The sequence below is a fragment of the Micromonospora sp. WMMD1219 genome (assembly GCF_049315215.1).
GTDB lineage: Bacteria > Actinomycetota > Actinomycetes > Mycobacteriales > Micromonosporaceae > Micromonospora > Micromonospora tulbaghiae.
The window spans coordinates 1,043,356-1,060,504 of sequence record NZ_CP186057.1; the positions used below are offsets into that span (position 1 = coordinate 1,043,356).

General features: G+C 66.3%; 15 protein-coding genes and 2 pseudogenes. 8 read left to right on the top strand and 9 right to left on the bottom strand.

Annotation, left to right across the window (positions count from 1 at the left end):
• Nucleotides 1-17: 17 nt before the first annotated feature.
• On the bottom strand, nucleotides 18-2,456 hold the full coding sequence (locus tag ACN27C_RS04930; protein WP_422750563.1) for a nitric-oxide reductase large subunit: 2,439 nt from the start codon (nucleotides 2,454-2,456) through the stop codon (nucleotides 18-20).
• A gap of 235 nt (nucleotides 2,457-2,691) precedes the next feature.
• Between ACN27C_RS04930 and ACN27C_RS04935 the strand changes: the two genes are divergently transcribed.
• Nucleotides 2,692-2,841 (top strand): hypothetical protein, encoded by a 150-nt coding sequence (locus ACN27C_RS04935; protein WP_422750564.1) that lies wholly within the window; start codon nucleotides 2,692-2,694, stop codon nucleotides 2,839-2,841.
• On the opposite strand, the gene ACN27C_RS04940 is transcribed toward ACN27C_RS04935, so the two are convergent.
• Nucleotides 2,831-3,013, bottom strand: coding sequence for a hypothetical protein (locus tag ACN27C_RS04940; protein ID WP_422750565.1), 183 nt, complete (start codon nucleotides 3,011-3,013; stop codon nucleotides 2,831-2,833). The genes ACN27C_RS04935 and ACN27C_RS04940 overlap by 11 nt on opposite strands.
• 165 nt (nucleotides 3,014-3,178) lie before the next feature.
• On the opposite strand from ACN27C_RS04940, the gene ACN27C_RS04945 reads away from it, so the two are divergent.
• Both ACN27C_RS04945 and ACN27C_RS04950 read left to right on the top strand, forming a co-directional pair.
• Nucleotides 3,179-3,982 (top strand): SAM-dependent methyltransferase, encoded by an 804-nt coding sequence (locus ACN27C_RS04945; RefSeq protein ID WP_422750566.1) that lies wholly within the window; start codon nucleotides 3,179-3,181, stop codon nucleotides 3,980-3,982.
• Between the two features lie 845 nt (nucleotides 3,983-4,827).
• Nucleotides 4,828-5,391, top strand: a complete 564-nt coding sequence (locus tag ACN27C_RS04950) for a hypothetical protein (RefSeq protein ID WP_422750567.1) — start codon at nucleotides 4,828-4,830, stop codon at nucleotides 5,389-5,391.
• A 121-nt stretch (nucleotides 5,392-5,512) separates the two neighbouring features.
• On the opposite strand, the gene ACN27C_RS04955 is transcribed toward ACN27C_RS04950, so the two are convergent.
• The 3 genes from ACN27C_RS04955 to ACN27C_RS04965 all read right to left on the bottom strand — a co-directional run bounded on the left by ACN27C_RS04955 (nucleotide 5,513) and on the right by ACN27C_RS04965 (nucleotide 6,962).
• Complete coding sequence (locus ACN27C_RS04955; RefSeq protein ID WP_422750568.1) at nucleotides 5,513-5,911, bottom strand: ATP-binding protein; 399 nt, start codon at nucleotides 5,909-5,911, stop codon at nucleotides 5,513-5,515.
• A 98-nt stretch (nucleotides 5,912-6,009) separates the two neighbouring features.
• On the bottom strand, nucleotides 6,010-6,189 hold the full coding sequence (locus ACN27C_RS04960; protein ID WP_422750569.1) for a hypothetical protein: 180 nt from the start codon (nucleotides 6,187-6,189) through the stop codon (nucleotides 6,010-6,012).
• A gap of 548 nt (nucleotides 6,190-6,737) precedes the next feature.
• Nucleotides 6,738-6,962 carry a hypothetical protein gene (locus ACN27C_RS04965; protein ID WP_422750570.1) on the bottom strand — a complete coding sequence of 75 codons (225 nt, stop codon included), beginning with the start codon at nucleotides 6,960-6,962 and terminating at the stop codon, nucleotides 6,738-6,740.
• Between the two features lie 674 nt (nucleotides 6,963-7,636).
• Between ACN27C_RS04965 and ACN27C_RS04970 the strand changes: the two genes are divergently transcribed.
• Together ACN27C_RS04970 and ACN27C_RS04975 are read left to right on the top strand one after the other, a co-directional pair.
• Nucleotides 7,637-7,987 carry a hypothetical protein gene (locus ACN27C_RS04970; protein ID WP_422750571.1) on the top strand — a complete coding sequence of 117 codons (351 nt, stop codon included), beginning with the start codon at nucleotides 7,637-7,639 and terminating at the stop codon, nucleotides 7,985-7,987.
• A 245-nt stretch (nucleotides 7,988-8,232) separates the two neighbouring features.
• A pseudogene (locus ACN27C_RS04975) lies at nucleotides 8,233-8,454 on the top strand (hypothetical protein); the annotation flags it as partial.
• 189 nt (nucleotides 8,455-8,643) lie between these two features.
• Here ACN27C_RS04975 and ACN27C_RS04980 read toward each other — a convergent pair.
• Together ACN27C_RS04980 and ACN27C_RS04985 are read right to left on the bottom strand one after the other, a co-directional pair.
• On the bottom strand, nucleotides 8,644-8,835 hold the full coding sequence (locus ACN27C_RS04980) for a hypothetical protein (RefSeq protein ID WP_422750572.1): 192 nt from the start codon (nucleotides 8,833-8,835) through the stop codon (nucleotides 8,644-8,646).
• 98 nt (nucleotides 8,836-8,933) lie between these two features.
• Nucleotides 8,934-9,173, bottom strand: a complete 240-nt coding sequence (locus ACN27C_RS04985) for a hypothetical protein (protein WP_422750573.1) — start codon at nucleotides 9,171-9,173, stop codon at nucleotides 8,934-8,936.
• A gap of 28 nt (nucleotides 9,174-9,201) precedes the next feature.
• Here ACN27C_RS04985 and ACN27C_RS04990 point away from each other — a divergent pair, with 28 nt between their 5' ends.
• Both ACN27C_RS04990 and ACN27C_RS04995 read left to right on the top strand, forming a co-directional pair.
• Nucleotides 9,202-9,513 (top strand): transposase, encoded by a 312-nt coding sequence (locus ACN27C_RS04990; RefSeq protein ID WP_422750574.1) that lies wholly within the window; start codon nucleotides 9,202-9,204, stop codon nucleotides 9,511-9,513.
• Entirely contained in the window at nucleotides 9,510-10,427 is a 918-nt protein-coding gene (locus tag ACN27C_RS04995) for an IS3 family transposase (RefSeq protein WP_422750575.1), read from the top strand. Before ACN27C_RS04990 ends, ACN27C_RS04995 begins: the two co-directional genes overlap by 4 nt.
• Before the next feature lie 199 nt (nucleotides 10,428-10,626).
• Here ACN27C_RS04995 and ACN27C_RS05000 read toward each other — a convergent pair.
• Nucleotides 10,627-11,007 (bottom strand): annotated as a pseudogene (locus tag ACN27C_RS05000) (orotidine 5'-phosphate decarboxylase / HUMPS family protein); the annotation flags it as partial.
• A gap of 388 nt (nucleotides 11,008-11,395) precedes the next feature.
• Complete coding sequence (locus tag ACN27C_RS05005; RefSeq protein WP_422750576.1) at nucleotides 11,396-12,418, bottom strand: FUSC family protein; 1,023 nt, start codon at nucleotides 12,416-12,418, stop codon at nucleotides 11,396-11,398.
• Between the two features lie 636 nt (nucleotides 12,419-13,054).
• Between ACN27C_RS05005 and ACN27C_RS05010 the strand changes: the two genes are divergently transcribed.
• Nucleotides 13,055-14,314, top strand: coding sequence for a low temperature requirement protein A (locus ACN27C_RS05010; RefSeq protein ID WP_422750577.1), 1,260 nt, complete (start codon nucleotides 13,055-13,057; stop codon nucleotides 14,312-14,314).
• Nucleotides 14,315-17,149 lie beyond the last annotated feature (2,835 nt).

A 17,149-nucleotide genomic window follows, 5' to 3' on the forward strand; every position in this document is an offset into this window, starting at 1 on the left:
GGAGGCCGAGAACCCGGTCACGGCTCGTCTGTCTCGTCGCGCCGGTCGGAGGCGTAGCGGCTACGCGACCGGGGCACCTGCGCGACCCTGCCCGCAGAGCCGGCCCTGACCGGGATGCCGGTGCGGTCGTGCGCCGCCTCGGCGGTCTCCTCGACGTAGAGTGTCTCCGGTGGCATTTGCGTCGCCGTCGCCTTGATGCCGTGACGGATGCCAAGGTAGGTGATCCACAGGAACGGCAGCACACCGCCGATGATCAGGATGAGGTCACCGGGCATCCGCATCCATTCCAACAGGGCGTTGCCGGGCTCGGTGAGGTAGTTCAACGTGCGCGCCTCGAAGTACCCGTCGTTGACCGAGTGCCACAGCTGCAGGATGCCCAGAGGCAGCAGCGTCACGAACACCATCCACGCCAGGCCGATGTTCAGCGACCAGAAGGAGATCTTCGCCAACCTGTCGGGCCATTTCGCCGCCGGGACGATGTAGCGCAGCGCGAACAACGCCAGGCCGACGGCGAGCATGCCGTAAACACCCATCATCGCGCCGTGCGCGTGGTTCGCGGTCAGGGCCGTGCCGATCTGATAGTAGGAGACGATCGGCAGGTTGATCAGGAAGCCGAAGACACCGGCACCGACGAAGTTCCAGAAACCCACAGCGACCAGGAACATCACCGCCCACCGGTGCGGGAACGGCGCGCTGCTGCGGGTCTGCTGCCGGGCGCCCAGTTGCAGGAACGTCCACGCCTCGACGGTGAGGAAGGTCAACGGGATCACCTCGAGCGCCGAGAAGAACGCCCCCAGCGCCATGTGCTCCACTGGCGTGCCGGAGAAGTACAGATGATGCATCGTTCCGATCACGCCACCGGCGGAGTACAGGATGACGTCGAGGAAGACGATGTGAATGGCGACCCGCCGGCGGACCACACCGAGCATCACGAAGATGTACGCGACCATCACCGTGGTGAACAACTCGAGGAAGTCCTCCACCCACAGATGGACCACCCAGAAGCGCCAGAACTCCGCGACGGTCAGATGGCTTCCGGTCGACGCCAACATGCCGACCGCGTAGAACGCCGGGATCGCCAGGCCCGCGTAGAGGAACAGCCACGGCATGTTGAGCTTGTGCTCGGTCTTCAGTCGTGACCGGATCCCGCGATACACGATCGCGATCCACAGGAACAAGCCCACGATCAACAGGGCCTGCCAGAACCTCGGCAGGTCCAGGTACTCCCACTGCTGGTCGAAGAAGACCGACCCCTTCGCCCAGTCCACGCCGAAAATGCTGACCGCCTCGCCGGCCAGCGAGCCGACCACCACGATCACCAGCGCGCCGAGCAGCCCCCACGCCAGCCAGTGCTGCCGCCGCGGCTCCCGGCCCGAGATGATCGGCGTGAGGAAAATGCCGGCCGCGAGGAACGCCGCCGCCGTCCAGAACAGCGACAGCTGCACATGCCAGGTACGGGCCAAATTGAACGGCAGCACCTGCGCGAGGTCGATGCCGAAGAACGTGCTCAGGTCGGCCCGGTAGTGCTCAATCGCACCGCCCAGCATCGCCTGCACCAAGAACAGCGCCGCGACGACGAAGAAGAACCACGCGGTCACCTTCTGCGCCTTGGTGATCTGCACCTCACCGGGCTGGCGGAACGCCAGGGACGGCTGCTCGGCGGCGTGCCACCCGATGTTGCGGCTCCACCGCCCGTAGAGCGCGAACAACGCGCCTAGGCCGACCAGCAGGGCGGTCAGCGACAGGCCTGACCAGACCACGATGTCGGCGGTCGGGGTGTTGTCGACGCGCCGTTCCGGCGGCCAGTTATTGGTGTAGGAGTAGCTGTGGCCAGGCCGTTCCGCAGCGCTCGCCCAAGCCGTCCAGGAGAAGAATGCGGTCAGCTCGTGGATCTCGCGAGGATCGGTGATCACCTGAGGGATGAGGCCGTACTTCGTGCTGTCGGTGCCGAAGAAGTCGGCGTAGTGCCGGGTGGCCGCTTCGAACGCCGAGACCTGCTCCGCGGTGAACACCAGCTCGCCGCTCGCCTCGTCGTACCGGTTCTCGCGCAGCATCCGCTTGGCGGCCTCGACGGGCTCCTGCTGCCCCGCGACCGTCAGCTCGTCCTTGATGTGCTCCGCCGAGATACGCAGGTACTCAGCGGTGTAGTCAGGACCGAGGTACCCGCCATGACCCATCACCGAGCCATACTGCTGTAACCCACGGCGCAGGAACGTCTGCTGCCCTGCCGTCACGTCCGCCCCACTGTAGATCACCTGGCCGTCGGGACCAGTCACCCGCTGCGGCAACGGCATCGAGTCGGTATAGGTGCGCAACGCCAGCATGCCCATCACGAAGAACCCGAACACCATGACCAAGGCGACGCCCTGCACCCAGCCCCTGGAAAGGTTCAGCTCCGCCCGCCCGGAGCCCTTCACCCGCACCTGACCAGACAAATCCTCGGCCTTCCGTCCCACCAGCGCTGCACCCCGGCCCGTATCGGACCGTACCCTCATCGCGTGTGCGCGAAAGGCCCGGCACGAGGAGCGCGGACGGAGGGCGACGGAAGGGGCACTATCCGCGATCGCCTGCGGCGCGCGCGGAGGGAAGGAGGGTACCGGCTCGGACGCGGACCGCGTCGACTATGTCTTAATCGTCACCGCTCAGACTGGTAAGCGCGGCCGGGAAGACGCCGTCTTGTTCCTTGGGGATGTGTTCACGCAGCAGGCCCAGGGCGTCGATCAGCTGTTGCGGCCAGCCGAGATCAACAGGTACTCCCGCCTCGGCGGCGCCCAGGATCGCTTCGACCTGGCGGTGCTCGGCCTCCAGTACGGCGACGTGTCCGGGGAACTCATCGGTTGAGCAGCGGGAACACGCGCTCCTCGACCTCGGTGTGCGGGCGAAGCACGGCAGCGATCCCGCGTGCGACTTCGGCCATCGCGTCGACATCGCCAACGGTGTGCGCACTGCGCACACCACCGATCATGTTGACGACCATGTCGCGCTCGCGGGTCAATTCGTCGATCGCGGTCACGGACGAGCAGTTGCTCGAACACCATGCCCAACGTGTCGATGTGCACCATCTCAACCGCCTCTGCGGCCTATGGCGGGAGGCTCCACGATGGAGCACGAAGGCGTTAGGCTTGCCCGGATACGCGATCACTCCTCCCGTACCGCGGTCCGCCTTGAAGGAGCCCCGGTGACGAACACGTCCTCGTCTGCGTACGACAAGCTCGACACCAGCGTGGCCCACTCCGCCCGCCTGTGGAACTACCTCCTGGGCGGTAAGGACAATTTCGCCGCCGACCGGGAGGCCGCCGAGCAGGTTCTCACCTTCATGCCGGAGTTGGTGCAGTCGGCCCGCTTCAACCGGCAGTTCCTCGGCCGCGCGGTCCGGTACCTCGCTGACGAGGTGGGGATCCGCCAGTTCCTCGACATCGGCACTGGCCTTCCGACCGCGGACAATACTCATGAAGTCGCCCAGAGCGTCGCACCTGATTCGCGCATCGTCTACGTCGATACCGATCCGATGGTGTTGGCTCATGCGCGCGCGTTGCTGACCAGCAGCCCGCAGGGTGCCACCGACTACATCGACGCGAACATCAGGGATATCGAACGGGTCATCACCGAAGCACGCCGCACACTGAACTTTGACCAACCCATCGCGATCATGTTGCTTGGCATTCTCAACTTCGTCGTCGACGACGCGGAGGCGGCCCGCATCGTTCACCAGTTGCTTGACGCCGTCCCAGCCGGCAGCCACCTGGTGATCTCCCATCCGACCCGCGAGGTCAACCCGGAGGCCGTCGACCGGGCCGTGCGAATGTGGAACGCCGCCGGCTCAGCGCCGATGGTGATCCGGTCCCCAGCGCAGATCACGGACCTGTTCGCCGGGCTGCAACTGATCGAACCCGGGCTCGTCACCTGCTCGCGCTGGCGTCCCAACGGCAACGACACGACGCCCGCCTCCGAGTACTGCGGCGTCGCCCGCAAGAACAACTAACGCAGGGGTATCGCGCAGGTCGATACCTCAGCACGGCATCCGACGGCACGGCATAGCCGCAGACCGCCATTTCCGAGACTGCCCACGTGGTGGTGACCGAACACGTCGGGCGGATCACCTACCGCTGTACGGGCCGGTCCCGCTACTCGTCGACAAAGGCGGCGGGCCGGGCCCGCCCCTGCGGTGAAGACGTGCAGCGCCGTACCCGGCTGGCTGTTCCAGGGTCTTCACGTGGCCGGACGGCACCATAACCGCGACCGCCCGCAGCAGTCTTCGTGTCGGCCAGCAGTTGGGGCACCAGCCGGAAGATCCTCGACGACCACAATGTACCCGTCGACAGCCCTACTCACCGCATGAGGATTAGGTGCCTGTTCGTCAGCCGTTGTTATGGCGGGAGCCGGTTTTCAGGTTCCGCTGATGTTCCACGGCGAGCCCGCCCTCCCATGCCGCACTGCTCGCTGGCGACGGCAGCATGTTGACCGCCCACAGAGATGGCGGGTCGCCACCGCCAGCCCGCAGCGGTTCATCTCCACTCCCACCGCAGTTTCCCGAGCAGCGGCTCACCCTCCCCCGACACGGGCACCGAAACCCTCAATTTGGTCACCGCGACGCTCCGCCAGGTGGCCGAGCAACCGCGATAAGCCCTCGGTTACGACGCGCGAGGATGTGTGGCTGGTGGCACCGGTCCAGCAGAATCCAGGCGCCTGAGGTGGATGCGACGCTACCCATCGGGCGGGCTGCCCCAACCCCGACTGGTCGAAGCCCCGGTGGCAGGAGCCAATCAGCCTCGCGGCGGGGGCCAACTGCCGACTTTCTGCCTCCCGACGCACCGATGACTACGGCTAATGTCCGGATCGATCGCTTTGCAGGAGGACCGCGTGCGTCGGATGAGGAATAGCCAACAGGCGGTCGAGCGGCTGCGCGAGGAATGCCGCCGTCAGGGTCTCGACATCTCGGGTGCTGTCGCGCAGAACATCCTCGCCGACCTCGTCACCACCCCCGCCGACCTGCTGGCGATCCGCGAGGAGACCGTAGTGCGGTCCCACCTTTCGACTGTCGGCGTTGCCGACCTCGTGGCCCACGTCAAGCAGGCGGACGACGCGCAGAACAGCGAGGTGGCCGCGGCTTCCCTCGCAGTGGCCAGCTTGGAGAACGCCGGCCGGGTCATCGCCTCGCTAGCCCAGGCGGTGCGGTGCGTCGGTCTCAACCATGATCGGCTGGCGGAGGGGCGCCGCGACAAGTGGGAGGCCGTCGGTGTCTTCGACGACGCCAGCAACTGCCTGACGCTGCTGGCGAAGCCGTCGGCAACAGTCACACCACAACCCGAGGCACCGTCGTACTCTGGAGCGACGCAAGCGTCGCATACCCACGGCGCGCCGGGCTCGCGGTCCCTTCGGCGGACCGAATGAGAGCGGCGGGCGCTTAGGAGGAAGTTAGCCGCCTGGCTGCGCCCGCCGCTCCAACACGGCTGCCACTACCCGCGTCGTTCGCCCTCGATGCTGTTCGCAGCTCCGGCGATCGGTGCAGAGGCTAGTCGGCGGTGGCGGCCGACGGCGCCGAAAGTCGGACCCAGACGCACTTGTAACCGTCACTGAGGTCGGTGACGCCCCACTCGGCGCCCAGGGCTTCGATGATCGCCAGGCCCCGGCCGCCGTCGCTGTCCGGGTCGCGGCGGCGCGGGACGATGGCGGAGCCGTCCACGGCTGCAATCGTCACGCTTGTGCTGTCAGCGTGAATGTACAGGCGTGGGCAGCCGCCGCCGTGGCGCACCGCGTTAGCCACCAGCTCGTCGGCGATCAGCACCGCGTCGTCCACCCACTGCAGGTCGCCGAGCCGCCACCCTGTCAGGGCAGTCCTGGTGACCTCCCGCGCGGCGGTAAGAGCGTCGACGCCGCTGGGAAGGTCCAGGTGTGCGGTCAGCTCGCTCACGGAAGTGATCCCCTCTTTTGAGGTCCGTCCGTCCCGACAGTCAACACCGCCACCCCGGCTTGGCTGGGCGAACCATCGCCGGACAGCGCGGCACCTGATCAGACGTCGCTCGGCGGCGGCGCGCAGGTGGTGTCGTCGGGGCTGAGCAGCGGCAGGAGGCCTGTGTTTTCAGAACGCGGCGGACCTGACCAGTGCAGTTGATCAGTACCAACCTGCCGCCGGGCGGCGTGGTGAGCGATTACCCGCACGCTGATGACCGTGGAGTCGATAAACGTCACGGCGGCAGGGTCGAGCTCGACTACCGGGTGACCCGATCGTGGTGTTCAACCGATTACGCAGGTCATACACGCTGGGCGATATCAAGCTCGCCGCGCAAAGCTACCACAACGCCTTCTGGTCCGCGCTAGACCCGCCACCGCCACCGCTTGTCAGGGCCGGTCGTGACGCCTCCATTTCCGTCCGCAGCGGCTCCGCTGAGCATGGCCGCATGCTACATCACCCCGCGCTGCCCCAATGCTCAGCCACTTCCCGCATTAAGCCGCTCAGGGCCGATAACGTCGCACCGGCTGCGACGCCAAACGCGACCGGAAATTGCCGTCGCGCGAGATCCTGGCGCTAGCCTACGACCTATGCCGAACCGCCTCCTCCGCGCCGTTCACGATGGGTTTCCAGCGTCACCAACTTCAACAGCATCATCCTGGCGAAATGAAATCCTGATCCGAGCTCCCGGTGATACCGCCGCCGCCGCGCCATTCAATCGGCGAGGTAAGCCGAGATCCGGCCTGGCCGCGCGGCGTGGGAGATTCAACGTGGCGCGGCCGATAGATCAGGCCTGGTCAAGGACGCCGATGGCCGGGCTAATGAGGTTAATGCAGGTGGTGGGGTCATCGACGGCGACGGCGAGCGGTGGTGGTGTGGTCGAAGGCCCTGGACTTCCTTCTTTTTGTTGTCCGGTGCGATCCAGCAGATGGGCGCAGCCGATGTGGTCGAGGCGGGTAATGGCGGCCTGGCTCAGGTCGGGATTGACGCAGTGGCCTTCAGAGACGGCCACAAGCAGTCGCGCGGTGCCGGGCGTGGACAGGTGCAGGAGCCGGTCGGCATCGGCGCAGGCTTCAACGAACCGTTCCGGGCCGGCATCCGGCGCGCATGTCGCGGACCATGGCGGGTCGCGGCGGGTGGGATCAGGACGGCGGTCCGGTCGCTGTGGGCAAGAGTCGCGCTGGCGGCTCCGGCGCAGGTCGCGGCGTGGGCGACGATCCGCGGGGCGGAGGACATCGGCGTGGCAAAGTCCCCATGGAGCCGGACGCGTCGATGAGAGGTCACATCGGCCCGTTCAAGACCGGACTGACCGACCGCCGCGGGCTGTGGCGGACCTGCGACCAGGCGGAGATCGCCACTTTCGAGTACGTCGACTAGCACAATCACCGCCGCCCCGCAGCGGAACCGCGGGCCTACCGCCAGCCGCCTTCGAAGCCCTCTACGTTCCCACCGAACACCGGCTGATCCAGCTGGAATCCAACCCATTTAGCCGCTACCAAGCGCGGGGCGGTTCAGTGCCAAGGCGCTGGCAACAGAAAGTCTCCGTTCGATTCACACTCTGCCACCGCGCGCCGCGTGACCTGCGCCCCCCTCAGACGGGCGCGGTCTCCTTCACCCCAACGTCGTCCGAGTGAGCCTCCATCGCGGGAGCGGCCTGCTCCGCGCGGCGACATTACGATGCGGGTCGTGGACACCCCACGCCGACGCGAGAACGCCTCCCATCTGCTGTCCGAGCTGCGTGACCAGGAGATCGCACCAGAGCAACTTGTCGCCGAGCCCTGCCCCCGTTACGGGATCGTCTACGTACACAAAGGGCGCGATCTGCACCGGCGTGTCGTCTGGGTCGCCACCTGGGTAGACGAGATCAACGGCCGCTCTACCAGCATCGACCGAGTCGAAGGCACGCGCGAAACGGTCCTTGCCTGGGCCCGCTCCCGGACGGCCGCCGCGCACCTGATGCCCGCCGTAGACGGTCCGGGTTGGGTGCCGCTGCCCGATACCGACGACGATATCGACCTACCACCCCTCGCCGACTGACGCGGCCGGGCCGTCGCGGTCGGACGCCACGCCGACGCGCAGCACAATCTGCAAATGTCATCCAGCAACTCGCCGGATATCGCGATCCCCCTCCTGCTGGCGGCGAGGTACGGAGCGAGGGATCATGGACGTGACGATCACCACCAGCGGCGCGGGCCCGTCCGTCTGCTTGAGCTTGACCGGCCGACTCGGCGCGGCCTCGTCTACGATGCCGTGGTCACCGCGCCGACACAGTCCGGAACGTCGGCTGCAGCCTCACTGGCCTCGACCGCGTCGATGCCGCCGCTACCAGCATGCTGGTGGCCTGCCTTCTGGCCGTGCACGTACGCGGCGGCATCCTGCGGCTGACGAACATCGCTCCTGCGGTCCGCCGGCAACTGTTCGCCGCTGGCTTGCTCGGCCTATTAGACCGAGACGCAATCGGCGGGGAGTGTGTGTCGATTTCTGTGTTTGGCCCTGTGGTGTGATCGAGGTTGTTAGCTGGTGATCCCGTCGCCGTAGGCGAGTATCAGGGCGTTGCGCGCGCCTTGGCCCAACCGTAGACCCGGCCGGTGATGCTCCCGCCGCCCTTGCTCTTCTGTTGGAGGACCACCTTCATCGCGGCCCGCTCGGTCCGGAAGTGTCCACGTAGACGGGGGCCTGACGGAACCGGTCGTTCAGCTCTCGATGATGTTGGTGGTGGAGAGCACCTTGCGGACCTCGGGTCGTAGTTCAGGAACGGCGCGAACTATGGCTAGGAGACGCCCCAGCCGGATCGCGGCCGGGTATTGGTCACCGAACTGCGTGGTGTACTCATCGAACCGGGCCTCGACCGCGACGGTCGGAGCCGTGTAGATGTCTCGCAACACCGGGGGCGTTTCCCGTGCCCGCGGACACGCCGAACGCCCAGACCAGCCAAGGCTTTGTCATCGACCGTCTTCATGGCGAACTTATAGTAGCCAACGCACTAGCGGGCGACCTTGTCACGAATGGCTCGCGCGTGTTGGAAGGCGACCAGCAGGGCGGTGACGAGGCCAGTCACCAACAGGATCCTAGTCACGTTGAACAGCATCGTGTCGCCCGTGGAGTGGGGCGGAAAGATGTCCTTAATGATCCAGCCTACGCCCATTCCCAGCCCCAGGCAGGCGTGCATTGCGACCCGCAGGCGCGGTGAGGTTCCCCCGGTAGCTCGGAGGCTTTCGATCATGCTCTGATGGAGCTGAAGGGAGTCATCCGTGGCAGCACCGAAGAAGTACCCCGATGAGCTGCGTGAACGTGCGGTGCGCTTGTATCGGGAGTCAGACCCGAAGCCCGTGATCCGCCAGCTGGCCCGCCAGCTTGGCGTGCATCACGAGGCGTTGCGGAACTGGATCCGCCAAGACGACGCCAACCGGGGCCAGCGTGACGATAGGCCGACGACCTCCGAGCTGGAGGAGCTTCGGCGGCTGCGGCGGGAGAACGCCGAACTGAAGCGGGCCAACGAGATCCTGAAAGCCGCCTCGGCTTTTTTCGCCTCGGAACTCGACCCGACCCGGCGACGGTCGTGACGCTCGTCGACGAGCTGAAAGATCGCTTCGGGGTCGAGCCCGTCCTCCGGGTCCTCAACATCGCCGTGTCGACCTACTACGGCTGGCTCGCCCGGGCCGCCAACCCGTGCGCCCGGCGACGGGAGGACGCGGTGCAGATCGCGGAGATCCATCACATCTCCGGCGGCACCTACGGCAGTCCGCGGGTACACGCGATGCTTCGCCGCCAAGGCCGGCACGTGGGCCGCAAGCGGGTCGAGCGGCTGATGCACGACGCCGGCCTGCAGGGCGCGTTCCTGCGCAAGAAGTGGCGCATCCCGTCGACGCGGTCGAACCCGAAGGCGACACCGGCTCCGGACCCGGTCAACCGGCAATTCACCGCCGCGGCGCCGAACCGGTGGTGGGTCGCTGACGCCACCCGCATCCCCTGCGGCGAGGGCATGCTCTGGCTGGCCGCGGTGCGAGATGTGTTCTCCAACCGCATCGTGGGCTGGCGGTGCTCCGACCGCTGCGACACCGACCTGATCCTCGGCGCCCTGGAATACGGCATCTGGTCCCGCGACGTCCGCGACGGTCAACTGATCCACCACTCCGACCGCGGCTCGAACTACACGTCGTTCAGCTTCGCCCAGCGCTTGGCCGACAACGGCATCCTGCCCTCGATGGGGTCGGTCGGCGACTCGTTCGACAACGCCCTGATGGAGAACTTCTGGTCGACGCTGAAGATCGAACTGGTCTACCGCAACTCATGGCGCACCCGCGACGAGGCCGACAACGCGATCTTCAGCTACATCGACGGCTGGTACAACACCCGCCGCATCCAAAAAGACCTCGGCTGGCGATCTCCAGATGAGTACGAAACCGCCTGGCACACCCACCAGGCCCGACAGGACGAGACGACTATCGTTCAGCCTGAGCCCACCGGCGCCAGGTAGTCAACCCTCCGGCAAACCGGGGGAACCTCACGGGAAGGGCTGCGGGCGGCCGAAGATCCGAGGCATCGCCATGCCACCACGGCTCCTGACGAGCAGTACAGCGGCGACGGTGAGGTTGGCCGCGGCGGCCACGACGGCTAAGACCAGGTCCACGGACCTCATAGGCACGCTGTATCGCACGGATGCCTGCGGGCAGGGATCAGCGAAAGTTGAACTCCTCGTAGCGGATCGATGCGGTCGGCAAGCCCAGCCGGCCTTCGGGCAGGTTGATCATGGCGGGGATACCCAAGCGCCTGCTCGCATCGGCCGCCGCGGACACGCTGGCGATGCTGGCGGGTCCGATGAGCAGTACGATGTCGGCGCCAGCCTCGGCCGCGAGGACCACCTGTTCGCGTCCCCAGTCTGCGGACATCATCTCGGCGACGATCCACGCGCCGGGAGTGCGGTGCTTGACCGCGCTGATGGCCTGGACGCCGGCGCTCTTGATGAGCGGGTCGCCGATCTCGATGAATGGCACACCCGCGTTGGCAGCGGCTTGGGCGACAGTGATCGCGTGGTTGACGTCGCGGACGTCGAGCGCGACCTGAACTAGCGTAAGAGCTTTCCGTCGACAGGTCGGCGGTTTAAGACGCGCTTTCGGGCAGCAGGGCTGCCGCTCGAACTATGCTTTTTTTCATTGTTTCGGTGACTTTTGGGATCGCTGGCCGTGTCATCGCGTTCGTCCGGTACCGGAGCGGCCTTGGCGGCCAGGTCCATCGAGTTTGTTCCGGGACATCGTGTTTGTGCTGGCCTGTACCTGGGGGCTGTCCATCACGCGCTGCTCCAAAAGCTGGTCGCGGACCGCGCTGTGGCGGATGGAGATGCTGATCGTGGCGTTGTGGTCGGGTGAGTGCTGGCGGGGGCAGATATTTCGGGAGCGGCGAGACCTGCGGTAGCGCTTCCGCCACGGGTGGTGTCGCGGGTTAGCGTCAGTTGCCTGCGGCCGCGTGTCGCACCATCCGTCGGGCTGTGTCTCGGGGCAGGCCGGTGGCGCGCAGGATGTCGTTGGCGACCAGACGTGTTTGGGACACGACGATGGTGCCGGAGAAACCCATGTCCTGGCGGCAGGCCGCGCCTGCGTGGCGGACTGCCTGCAGTACGCGCTCCCTGGCGGCCAGTGGCTCGTGGGCGGCGAGGAATTCCTGGTGCAGTATGCGGATCGCCTCACCGAGTTGTTCTATCGCGACGGGGAGTTCGTGGGGCACCGGTTCGTCATCTCGCAGTGCGGCGCTTAGTCGGCGTACCAGGGCACGGCTGTTGCGGAAGGCGCGATCGAGGTGCTCCACGCCCTGCCGGTAGGCTGCCAGTAACCGTCGGCGGCGCCACCGTAGCGGGGACAACCGGGCCACCTCGTCGGCGGCGGTCACCACTTCCGTGATCTGGCTCAGCTCTGCATCGGCGTCACGCATGCGATCAAGGATCCGTTCCGCGCCGTCGGCGTCGCGGCGGGTCAGAGCGGCGGCCGAGGCGCTCATCTCGCGGGCGAAGCGGTCCAGCGAGTAGTCGGCGACCCGGCGTACGGCACGCACCGGATTCAGTGGTGCCAACACGAGGACGACCAGCAGACCGACCGCCCCGCCGACCAACGCGTTAGCCGTTCGCGGCAGTTCCAGATCGGGTGAGGTCGGTGTGAGGGTTGCGACCAGCACGGCCGTACCTCCGGTCTGCACCATGAGCGCGCCGCTGCTCCGCGCTGCGGCCACGATGGCGACTGCCAGGAAAACGATCACACCGGTTTGCCACGGCCCCGTTCCCAGTACGGCCACCAGCAGATCGCCGACCGCGATGCCGATCACCACTCCGGCGATCAGTTCGAGGGCGCGGCGCGCGCGGTTACCGACAGCCGAGCCGATCACACCGACAGCGGCCAGCGGCGCGAAGGTTGGCTGGGGGTTGCCCAGCGTCTCCCGAGCCACCAGCCACGCCAGGGCCGCCGCCAGCCCTGTCTGCACCGCTACCAGGAGATACGTCTGCAGGTGGCGATAGCTACCCTGAGCGGCGACGCAGAGCCATGAACGCAGCCGGCCAATCCACGCCTGCCTCCTGGATCGAGTCGACGACATGGCGCCGCCTACCCCGCGGGCGCGTCGGTATCCACAGCAGCTGGCCTCCGGCTCCCCAGAAGCCTGTCGGCGCCGCCGTGGGAGCTCCTGGGCTTGACGAGTAACACCCTTTGGGTGCGGCGGCTCTGTGACAGGCCCTCATGGCGAACGAGTTCTCCGCCTGGAGCCGGCCCGGGGTGCGTGATCCGCAGTCGGCCCGTACGGACCTGCACGGGCCCGCGCGGGTCGGTCGCCTACAGCGGTTCATGCCGTCCTTGTTTCAGCTGGTCGGTGGGGGCGGATTCCGACGCGCTCTGCCCTAAGGCCCCAGTTCAGGACTGTTTCATTTGATCAAGGTTTGGGGTCTTTGCTCCTGCTCACCTCAAGGCACGGCGGCAAGTGCGGGGGCCGTTTGCCGGATCGGCGCAGACTTCTCACGTCGCCTGGACGAGCGCCACTGCGGCCGGATCTGGGAGGCGTCGGTGGGCATGGGGATGACCATCGATTTGCGTGCGGGTTTCAGGGGAAATGAGCTGCGATGGGGCAATGCGGAGGGATCACGGTTGGTGGACGCGAGGGCGCGCAGGAGGGCTTCTGCGTACGAGGGAGAGCAGTCAACAGGCCACCTATCTTGAGTTGTTCTTCGATCTGATCATGGTGTTCGCGCTCAACCGTTTGGTTGCCTTCGCGCTCAATGGCGCCGGCAGTGTTGATTCTTCCTTCGAGTGGATAGCGGTTTGGAAGGCCTTGCTGTTGTTCACGCCGCTGATTTGGGCGTGGACGACCACGGCATACTTAACCACTAGGTTTGAACCGTATAGAGGAGGAACCCAACAGTCAGTCTTACTGGGAGCATTCGCCATGCTCGTGATGGGCACGGCTTTGCCCGACGCCTTCGACGGCGCTGGACTTGTCTTCGCGCTGGCCTACGTGGTGGCCCAGACCGGCCGCGTCCTGGTCCTCGTCCGGGCACTAGGCGCCCATCCCCTCCGTGATCTGTACTTCCGGAATTTGGCCTGGTTCTCCCTGGCGGCAGTGTTCTGGCTCATTGGCGCGTTCACGACCGGCGTGGAGCAGATGACGCTATGGAGTGTGGCGGTGGTCATCGAGCTGGGGTCGGCACGGCTGGGTTGGCCGCTGCCCGGGCTGGGACGGGAGCGGGCCTGGGCGTGGGCCCTGCGGCCGCACTACCTCGCTGAGCGGTACCAGCAGCTCGTCCTCATCGCCCTCGGGGAAACCATACTGTCAGTAGGGGCAACATTTGCCAGCGGCCGCGGTCGGATAACCCTCACCGAGATCTTCGGCCTGCTCGTGGCGTTCCTGACGGCGGTGCTGCTGTGGCGGATCTATTTTCACCGAGCGGGACTCGTGCTAGGCGACGCGGTATCCGCTGCCCGGGATCCGGCCAACCTGGGCCGATTCGCTGGATCTACCCACTTTGTGATGATCGCTGGAATTATGGGCACTTCAATCGGTCATGGCATCGTCCAGACGCGCCCTACCGGGCACAGTTATCCAGCATGGCTCGCCATGATTCTCGGCGGCCCCGCGTGTTTCCTGCTAGGCCGGGCCGCGCTGGAACGTGCCGTTTTCGCGCGAATCTCCCATCGACGCTGGGTGGGCATTGCCGTACTGCTCGCCGCCGGACCGCCGCTGCTATTCGCTCCGCCGCTCGTCTCGGCGGTGATTGCCGCAGTCGTTCTGTTTGACATCGCGCTGGTTGACAGCCGGCAGGCCGCCCGCCGCCCCCCTGAGGAGCCCAAGCCAGCCGCAGAGCCCGCCTGGCTATGGCCTAGACGGCTGTAAGCGAGCGTGATGACACGAAGCCCTCTGCCGCCGGCACCTCACCGGGTGGAAAAACGGGGCGCCACGCCAGTGAACTTGGTCAACGCCAGCAGTGCCTGGCCGACGTTCAGGCGATAGAGACCACTGGCATCCCTCAGCATCGTGATCACTACTGGCCCGTATCCTCCGTGGTCATGGCCGTTGATCCACCCGGCTCCAGCTCGCCACTGGGCCGCGTGCCGCGCATGGTGATCGCGGCTCTGCTTGTCCTCGGGGTGGCGGTGCCGGCTCTCATGATCCGCGAGCTGATCAAGGCCAGGATGGGAGACGGCCCGCTGGCCGATATCGGCTTCATAGCAGTGCCGGCAGCCGCTACGGCTTGGTTTGCACCGCGTGCTTCCTACCGCCGGCGAGATGCACTTCTGTGGTTGGTTGGGCCAGGCCTTTACATATTCGCGGTCATCGCCTGGCGTCTGGCCTTCTTGCCCTACCGCGATTGGAAGCCTCGCCCCGATGAGGCATCTCGGGTCCGGTGGCTTCGTGACCCGCAGCACGCCGGGTTGTGGTACCTGGCCGGAAGGGCAAAGTAGGTGGAGCGACCTGCTGGCTGAAGGGATCTCTGAAGAAGGCCAGGGTTCGGGAGGGAGCCCCGAGGTCTTCCGAGCCTCTGCTCCGGAGCCTGGCCGGGGCCGGCGCGGCCCGCTTGCGGGCTGCCTGATCCAGTGCAGGGCAATCGGCAATAGATCACCGGCTGCACTGTCCTCCGTCGGCTGATGTAGGGCACGCGTCGGCCAACTGATCTGCGAATGCGCGCCGATCGCGGGTGAGATCTAGATGCGCGATCAGCGTGAGCGCCGGTTCCAGGAGGCCGGATGCGCTGCTGCGCCGCAGGGCGGGCCAGAGCATCGGATGGCCGTATGGCCCGGTGACGCGCGCGGAGATCAACAGTGGCCGTCGGATGTGGATGATGGTGTATCGGGCGGCGACCTGGAACTGCGGTCGTCTCACGTCTATGCAGGTTCGTCGCGTGCGGTGGCCAGCCTGGCCCTTCACCTTTGGCTTTACCCAGGCCCAAACTTCTACTGCTGGCTAGCCGGGGCAAACATCTCCCGAGGTGTGCCGGCTCCGCCCGATACAAACCGTCGACAGACTCGACTCCGGGCACGTCTTCGACCATGCGGCTGATATCTGCTGACCCGAGCGGTACAGCGACGCTGCCACCCGGCTATGCGTTGCGGTCACCGATTCGAGACGTCGGCTGCCTTCGACCAGTCGATATCTGCGTCTAGCAGTTCAGCAACAGCCCGATCCGCAAGAGCTTGAGCATCGGCAACCAGCACGTCAACCCAGGTCGGCGCTTGCGTTCAGCGTCGTGGACGTTGCCGAGTCCGCGAAGGCAGTCGGCTCGGCTGTCCTGGGCTAACGATCCGTACAACCTGCGGTCCGAGCTGGCTCACGATCAGGTGTGGCGCGCTCAGGCGGCGAGTGCGGACGCGCTGGTGATGGTGTCGCCGGCAGGGGAGGACGACCTGCGATTCGGACGATACTGTCAAGGTGATGCGATGTGGGTGGGCCCGGCTGAGGGCTCGGCCGGGCGAAGCCGGCTCGACGCCGACCAGTCAGTGGAACTGAAGAGCCTTGCCGTAATACTCCCAACTGCACCAAACCGAGGCTTTGACGACGGAGCGCGTCTGCAGCCCGCCTTCCCGATTATGTCAATGCGCCGCCCACTTCCTCGGGATAGGGCAAGCTAACGATATGGAGGGCGTCATGATCGTGCAGTTTTGCGGCGGTCCGCTGGATGGGCAGAGGCGCATTCAGCGGGAGTTGCCTATCGTCTGCACCGTCTCCTTGCCAAAGGATTGGACCGCCTCCACCTCGCAGGAGCACAGGTCCAGCGCACGCGCTGTCACGTATACGCTACGCACTGATCCTGGAACGGGTCGGCCCGCAGTCGATAGGGACGGCCACTACACGTACGAACATCATGGGTAAATCAGGATGTTAAGCAGAATGCGCGCTGCCACCAGTCTGATGACTCGATACCGCTGTTCGCCATCCTCTTGGCAGTGGGGTTCACCTGTAGCCTGTGGGGCCCGCCGCACCCATCCGCGGCACCCCGCCGTCCCTGTTCCTGGACGTACTTCTCGCACGGCGGCGTGGTGTTCAAGGCACCGGAGGGTCGCGGCCGGTCTGCCGTAGCGCTCCTGAGCCCCGGATATCGTCGGCGGCGATGATGCTCGCCAGCCGGCCACCTAGTGGTGCCGCTGCCAAAATTGGTCGCCGGATCTCGCCGACGCACACCGAACGCCTCCACCGGCGCCATGTACCGGATCCTCCTCGAACCGCAGGCCCCATGGCGACCTAGTGGGCGGGGGCGGCCCGGGCCTCGCCGGGCTTGTTTCCGCCGAGTCCGGCGCGGGCGAACGACAGGCCGACGGGCCAGTTCACGAACCCATGCCCTGCGACGCCTCCCCAGCCGACACCGAGGATACCCAGCCTCGGGCGGGGTAGTCGTCGCTGCCGACGCACCCCTCCTCGCGCGGTAGCGCCAAGGTCATCGCCCTGCGGAGTAAGAAGAGGCTATGTCGATCACAAATTTGTTTCGCATATTTCATGGTCGTGTCAATACATCCCGAGGCCGGCTGGTGGCGTTGGGGCTGAGTGCCGCGGTGGGCGCGGGGATCCTCGCCGGTGTGGTCCAGTCGGCCGTCGGATCGCTGGTTGGGCTCGTGACTGCCATCGCCATCTTGTGGCTCACGCCGGAGTTGTTCCGGCCGTCGGGGGATAGGCCTTCGTCTGAGGGCCGTCGGCGCCGAGAAACACTGTTCTGACTGCCGAGAGCCGGAAATAGCG